This is a genomic window from Shigella sp. FC1661 (genome assembly GCF_001712525.1).
GTDB classification, from domain to species: domain Bacteria; phylum Pseudomonadota; class Gammaproteobacteria; order Enterobacterales; family Enterobacteriaceae; genus Escherichia; species Escherichia coli.
Genome location: NZ_MDGW01000140.1, coordinates 1 through 6,040 on the forward strand (window position 1 = coordinate 1; position 6,040 = coordinate 6,040).

The following is a 6,040-nucleotide window of genomic DNA, read 5'->3' on the forward strand; positions in this document are numbered from 1 at the left end:
TTTACGCGTATGACAGGCTCCGGAAGACGGTTGTTGCGCACGTATTCGGTGAACGCACTATGGCGACGCTGGGGCGTCTTATGAGCTTGCTGTCACCCTTTGACGTGGTGATATGGATGACGGATGGCTGGCCACTGTATGAATCCCGCCTGAAGGGAAAGCTGCACGTAATCAGCAAGCGATATACGCAGCGAATTGAGCGGCATAACCTGAATCTGAGGCAGCACCTGGCACGGCTGGGACGGAAGTCGCTGTCGTTCTCAAAATCGGTGGAGCTGCATGACAAAGTCATCGGGCATTATCTGAACATAAAACACTATCAATAAGTTGGAGTCATTACCAACGCCGAGAACACCAGCCAGGTAGTACCTGAAGAGTAACCGCTTAATACGGCGGTGGTCTTAAACGCACCGTCGGATAAGTTACCGACCACCACCATTGAGGCAGCAACGGCAATTAACAGTACGACAGGTTCCGGGAAAGGCTTGATAACCAGACCCACAATGGCCGCCAGGTAAATACCAAAAAGCACCCACGCCAGTTCGCTTAATCCTGCCGGAGCTGGCATAAAACCAATAATACATGGGATCGCTAATATCAGAATTAGCTTCCATAACGATTTCTTATTCATTTAAAATCCTGTTCTTTCTGTATGACTCATACAGAAGTCCTTTATTGATTATCCTTATCCTGACAACGAATTTTTTCAGGGAAGATAAACTTCACCGGAAAATATTTTTCTGGTTGTCCGAATAACAGATGCGCGTAACGTCGTGGCATCCTGACCTTCATTACTTAAATGAACGTCGAGCGCACCACTGGGGTGTTCAATATTGATATTGCCATATCCTACAGAAGGGACGATTTGTCGGGTGACGGTGCCTTCCAATGCACAACTACTGGAAATAGCAATAGCACCGGTTATCGCCAGCGCGCGATGGCAAGAATGCGGCATAAAATAACGCACATTAATTGCCCCGCCTTTCTGCGCTGGAGAAATAAGCACAGGTTTAGGGATAACCATATTACTGACATCACCTAAGCCCATTGCTTTACCCGCTTGTAGACGGATAGATTCAATGCAGGCTAATAATGCTTTGTCGGCATCCAGTTCCGCCGGTAATTCATAACCTGTTTTTCCCAGATATTCAGCCGGAATAATGACGACTGGCATCGCCATATCGATACAGGTCACCGGGACATCGTCAAAATAATCAATCTGATTATCAGTCGGGAAAACTTTTCCGGTTTTGGTTCCAGCGGCATTCAGGAAAGTGAGCGCAACCGGTGCGGCAGTACCCGGTACGCCGTCAATTCTGGCACTACCCTCGTACTCGACAACACCATTTGGCGTTTGCACATCAGCTTCGATGAACGTACCCGTATTGACGTTGCGGATACGTACGCGAGTAACTGGCGAAGTCGCTGCAATCAAACCATTTTCAATGGCGAATGCCCCAACACCAGACAGCATATTGCCACAGTTAGGCGTGGTATCGACACGTTGCTCATGAACGATTACCTGCGCAAACAGATAATCGACATCAGCACGCGGATCGCTGGAACGGCTAATAATGGCGACTTTACTGGTCAGTGGATTACCGCCGCCAATACCGTCAATTTCCAGATCGTTACCGGAACCCATAATTGCCATCAATATTTTATCGCGCTGCGTTTGATCTTCGGGTAAATGTTCCGCTAACAGGAACGCGCCCCTCGAGGTTCCACCTCGCATCATCACGCAGGGTATTTTTTTCATAATAATTCCCTCAATTTAAAAACATAACTTATTGCGATATGGTTACATTAAGGGCAAAGCATCTCTAATGACTTTAGCTCAACGATTAATAACATTTTTTCATTAATTTAAGTTGGCTAAATGCAGTTAAAATTTTTAACGGCCAGCCACCCAAAATCGTCGCTTCCATTTTCCGGAGTAATAATGAAGCATGAATTATCAAGTATGAAGGCATTTGTCATACTGGCAGAGTCCAGTTCGTTTAACAATGCCGCTAAATTACTCAATATTACGCAACCTGCATTAACGCGAAGAATAAAAAAGATGGAGGAAGATTTACATATTCAACTATTTGAGCGTACAACTCGCAAGGTTACGTTAACAAAAGCAGGAAAAAGGTTGCTCCCGGAGGCGCGGGAATTAATAAAGAAATTCGATGAAACGCTTTTTAATATTCGTGATATGAATGCTTATCATCGTGGTATGGTGACGTTAGCGTGTATTCCGACCGCAGTATTTTATTTTTTACCGCTGGCAATCGGTAAATTTAATGAGCTGTATCCCAATATTAAAGTGCGGATTCTGGAACAAGGCACGAATAATTGCATGGAATCGGTGCTGTGTAACGAATCAGACTTTGGCATAAACATGAACAACGTCACAAATTCATCCATTGATTTTACCCCACTGGTCAACGAGCCGTTCGTGCTGGCCTGTCGGCGTGACCATCCATTGGCCAAAAAGCAGCTTGTAGAATGGCAGGAGTTAGTGGGTTACAAAATGATTGGCGTACGCTCCTCCAGCGGCAACCGACTGTTGATAGAACAACAGCTGGCCGACAAGCCCTGGAAGCTGGACTGGTTTTACGAAGTGCGTCATCTTTCGACGTCATTAGGACTAGTGGAGGCAGGACTGGGGATTTCGGCGCTTCCTGGTCTGGCAATGCCCCATGCGCCCTATTCTTCGATTATTGGTATCCCACTGGTGGAACCCGTTATACGTCGGACATTGGGGATTATTCGCCGCAAAGATGCCGTGCTTTCTCCGGCAGCTGAACGCTTTTTTGCCTTGCTGATTAATTTGTGGACTGACGATAAAGACAATTTGTGGACCAATATCGTCGAACGCCAGAGACATGCGTTACAGGAGATAGGTTAATACACCGGCGCAGGAGAGACTGCGCCGGTTAAATCAGCGGTTAGTGTGCGTTAACCACCACCCACATTGGTCCCTGCCCGACCGCATAACGGCCTTTTTCATGCAGTAGTCCCTGCTCGCCAACAATTTCGTATACCGAGATGAGGTGAGATTTTTGCCCGGCGGCAATCAGATACTTGCCGCTGTGATCAACATTGAAGCCGCGCGGCTGGGTTTCCGTTGGCTGGAAGCCTTCTTTACTCAACACGCTGCCATCTTCCGAAACGCTGAAAACGGTAATCAGGCTGGCGGTACGGTCGCAGGCGTATAAATGGCGACCATCCGGGGTGATATGAATATCAGCCGCCCAACGGGTGTCGGAGAAGTTTTCCGGCATTATATCCAGCGTCTGGACACATTCGATATTACCGTGCGGATCTTTCAGTTCCCAGACATCCACTGAGCTGTTTAACTCATTGACGCAATACGCATATTGTTCGTTTGGATGGAATACCATATGACGCGGCCGGCCCCTTCAATGGTAGTCACTTCCGCAGGGTCCTGCGCCACCAGATGACCATCATCGCTGACCGTAAACAGGCAAATGCGATCCTGCTTTAATGCCGGAACCCACAGCGTACGGTTGTCCGGTGAGATATTGGCGGAATGGCAACCGTCCAGCCCCTCGACCACATCGACGACGCCCACTGGCAGGCCATCTTCCAGACGCGTTACGCTCACGTTACCCGCATTGTAAGAACCTACAAAGACAAACTGCCCCTGGTGATCGGTGGAAATATGCGTCGGACTACCCGGCAGCGCAGACTCTGCGGCAAAGGTCAGTGCGCCATCGTCCGGGGCAATACGATACGCCAGGACGCGAAACTCAGGGCGAACACCAACATAGAGATAACGTTTGTCCGGGCTGACCACCATCGGCTGCACCTGCCCCGGCACATCGACAACCTGTGTCAGCGTCAGTGCGCCTTCATGATTCAGGTTCCAGACGTGAATTTGCTGGCTCTCAGGGCTGGCGATATAAACTGTTTGCTTCATAAACACACCTCAAAAACAATAAATTCTTTATTTTTCATGTAAATAGCAACATCAAGCGAATGAAAAACAGACAACAAAACGCGATAAAATACAACATCGCGTCACAATTAAATCAATACGTTAGCACACCATTTCGAATGGCATATCATTAAAATATTAGTCACCGTCACAAATTTGACAATGCCACAGATATTTTCGCGACCATTTAGGGAGCGTGACGCTCCCCGCGTTTGTTCGCCATATCAACGACCGTAAACACCATACCCTAACAACTTCCAATCAAGCTCCCATTCGCTCAACAATCAGCTCATATCCTGCACAGTTCAACGCATTACGTCGTAGATCGGTGTTCTGGTCATTTGTTGATACGCGTACATAGCCAATAAGCATGGTAAATCCCCCTGTTAACAAGACACTGCGTCAAAAGTCGGGGGGGAGAATTGGGTGATCTCCTTCCATGGGAATACACAGTCATTATAAAATAGAATGTACTGTTTTTTTAAAGAAAAAAACAGTACATTGATATATGATTTGGATCATTACTAAATCCTTTGCTGAAGTTACTATGTATATAAGCTTATTTTATACATGATTATTAGCAACAAATATTACCAAGTCAAGTAGTCAGGCTGGCTAAAATAGTTGGAGATGTTGTAGTATCTTACTCAAGACTAATGTCTTCTGGTATAAATCCTCTGCATTGTGAATATGTAAAACATCAAAAAAAGATGAACCAAATATACGAAAAAAGCAAATATACTTACCAGGATAGAAAGCATGATATAACACTCATTCCCTTATGGCGAATATTCTGAAACACCCTCCTCATTAGGAGAGATACATTAAATACAATTTATTCACAATCTAATTCCATATCCATATGCGAGAAATTAATATGCTCAGAAATATTTCATCCTGTTTATTTCCACATATCAGCACAATTACATCCCCCAACCATTATTTGTCCGAATGGGATGATTGGGAGAAACAGGGGTTACCGGAAGAACAGCGTACTGAGGCGGTAAGAAGACTTCGTGCATGTCTTACCTCTAAGGGGCATAAACTGGACCTGCGAGCCTTGGCGCTTTCCTCGTTACCTGTACTCCCTGCTTGCATTAAAAAGCTTGATGTGAGCTGTAATAAATTAACCATCCTTACTGATCTACCTGAAAATATTAAAGAACTTATTGCAAGAGATAATTTCTTAACACATATATCTGCATTACCACATTATCTAATAACTTTGGATGTGTCCGAAAATCAATTAGAGAATCTGCCGTTATTACCAGACACCATCAAATCACTAAGCGCAGAGTATAATAGGTTATCCACACTGCCTTCATTACCCTTGAATTTAAAAAAACTTGAGGTTAGGAACAACGAACTGCAAACTCTTCCATCTCTGCCTTCTAATCTTAAGATACTTAAGGTTGCGCACAACCATCTTACTGAACTGCCCCCTTTACCTAGGAGACTGCAACTTCTTTTTGCATATAGCAATAGATTAAGCAACTTACCAAACATCCAAGAAAATATTATCATGAGAAGATTTTTTTATTTTGAAAACAACCAAATAACTACAATCCCGACAAATCTTTTTCGTTTAGATCCTCATATAACTATTGAGATTGCAAATAACCCCTTATCAGATCAAACTCTGCTATTCTTAATACAGCAAACTTCGGTTCCAAATTTTAACGGGCCTCAGTTTCGTATTTCCCTGTCAGACCAAAACAGACTGTTTTTACGCCAGATGTTGCCGCAAAATTTACATTCGCGCCATATCAGAGTCATCACTGAAGGGGGGCAGAACTTTCAGATCCCCCCTCTTCCCGAAACTGTGGCAGCCTGGTTTCCTGAAGCAGATCGTCGGGAGGTTTCTACACAATGGACTTCTTTTTCCACCGAGGAGAATTCCCGGGCATTCTCCGCGTTCCTTGACCGCCTTTCCGATACCGTCTCTGCACGCAATACCTCCGGATTCCGTGAACAGGTCGCTGCATGGCTGGAAAAACTCAGTGCCTCTGCGGAGCTTCGACAGCAGTCTTTCGCTGTTGCTGCTGATGCCACTGAGAGCTGTGAGGACCGTGTCGCGCTCACATGGAACAA

The 6,040-nt window shown here is 45.4% G+C and carries 3 protein-coding genes and 4 pseudogenes; 3 read left to right on the plus strand and 4 right to left on the minus strand.

Going from position 1 to position 6,040, the window contains the following annotated elements; genetic code table 11:
- Window positions 1–326, plus strand: a pseudogene (locus BFF42_RS09715) (IS1-like element IS1B family transposase); the annotation flags it as partial.
- Here BFF42_RS09715 and BFF42_RS09720 read toward each other — a convergent pair.
- A pseudogene (locus BFF42_RS09720) lies at window positions 323–631 on the minus strand (anion permease); the annotation flags it as partial. The pseudogenes BFF42_RS09715 and BFF42_RS09720 sit on opposite strands and share 4 nt — an antisense overlap.
- Window positions 632–706: 75 nt before the next feature.
- A complete protein-coding gene (locus tag BFF42_RS09725; protein ID WP_000723642.1) occupies window positions 707–1,759 on the minus strand; it encodes a 4-oxalomesaconate tautomerase in 1,053 nt (350 codons plus the stop codon).
- 183 nt (window positions 1,760–1,942) lie between these two features.
- On the opposite strand from BFF42_RS09725, the gene BFF42_RS09730 reads away from it, so the two are divergent.
- Window positions 1,943–2,896: a LysR family transcriptional regulator gene (locus BFF42_RS09730; RefSeq protein ID WP_000679972.1), complete on the plus strand. Its 954-nt coding sequence runs from the start codon at window positions 1,943–1,945 to the stop codon at window positions 2,894–2,896.
- A 40-nt stretch (window positions 2,897–2,936) separates the two neighbouring features.
- On the opposite strand, the pseudogene pgl reads toward BFF42_RS09730, so the two are convergent.
- Window positions 2,937–3,931: pseudogene (gene pgl / locus BFF42_RS09735) on the minus strand (6-phosphogluconolactonase).
- A gap of 294 nt (window positions 3,932–4,225) precedes the next feature.
- A pseudogene (locus tag BFF42_RS09740) lies at window positions 4,226–4,321 on the minus strand (DNA invertase); the annotation flags it as partial.
- Window positions 4,322–4,811: 490 nt separating this feature from the next.
- On the opposite strand from BFF42_RS09740, the gene ipaHb reads away from it, so the two are divergent.
- On the plus strand, window positions 4,812–6,040 hold a 1,229-nt coding region (gene ipaHb / locus BFF42_RS09745), incomplete at its 3' end, for a T3SS effector E3 ubiquitin-protein ligase IpaHb (RefSeq protein ID WP_069375738.1).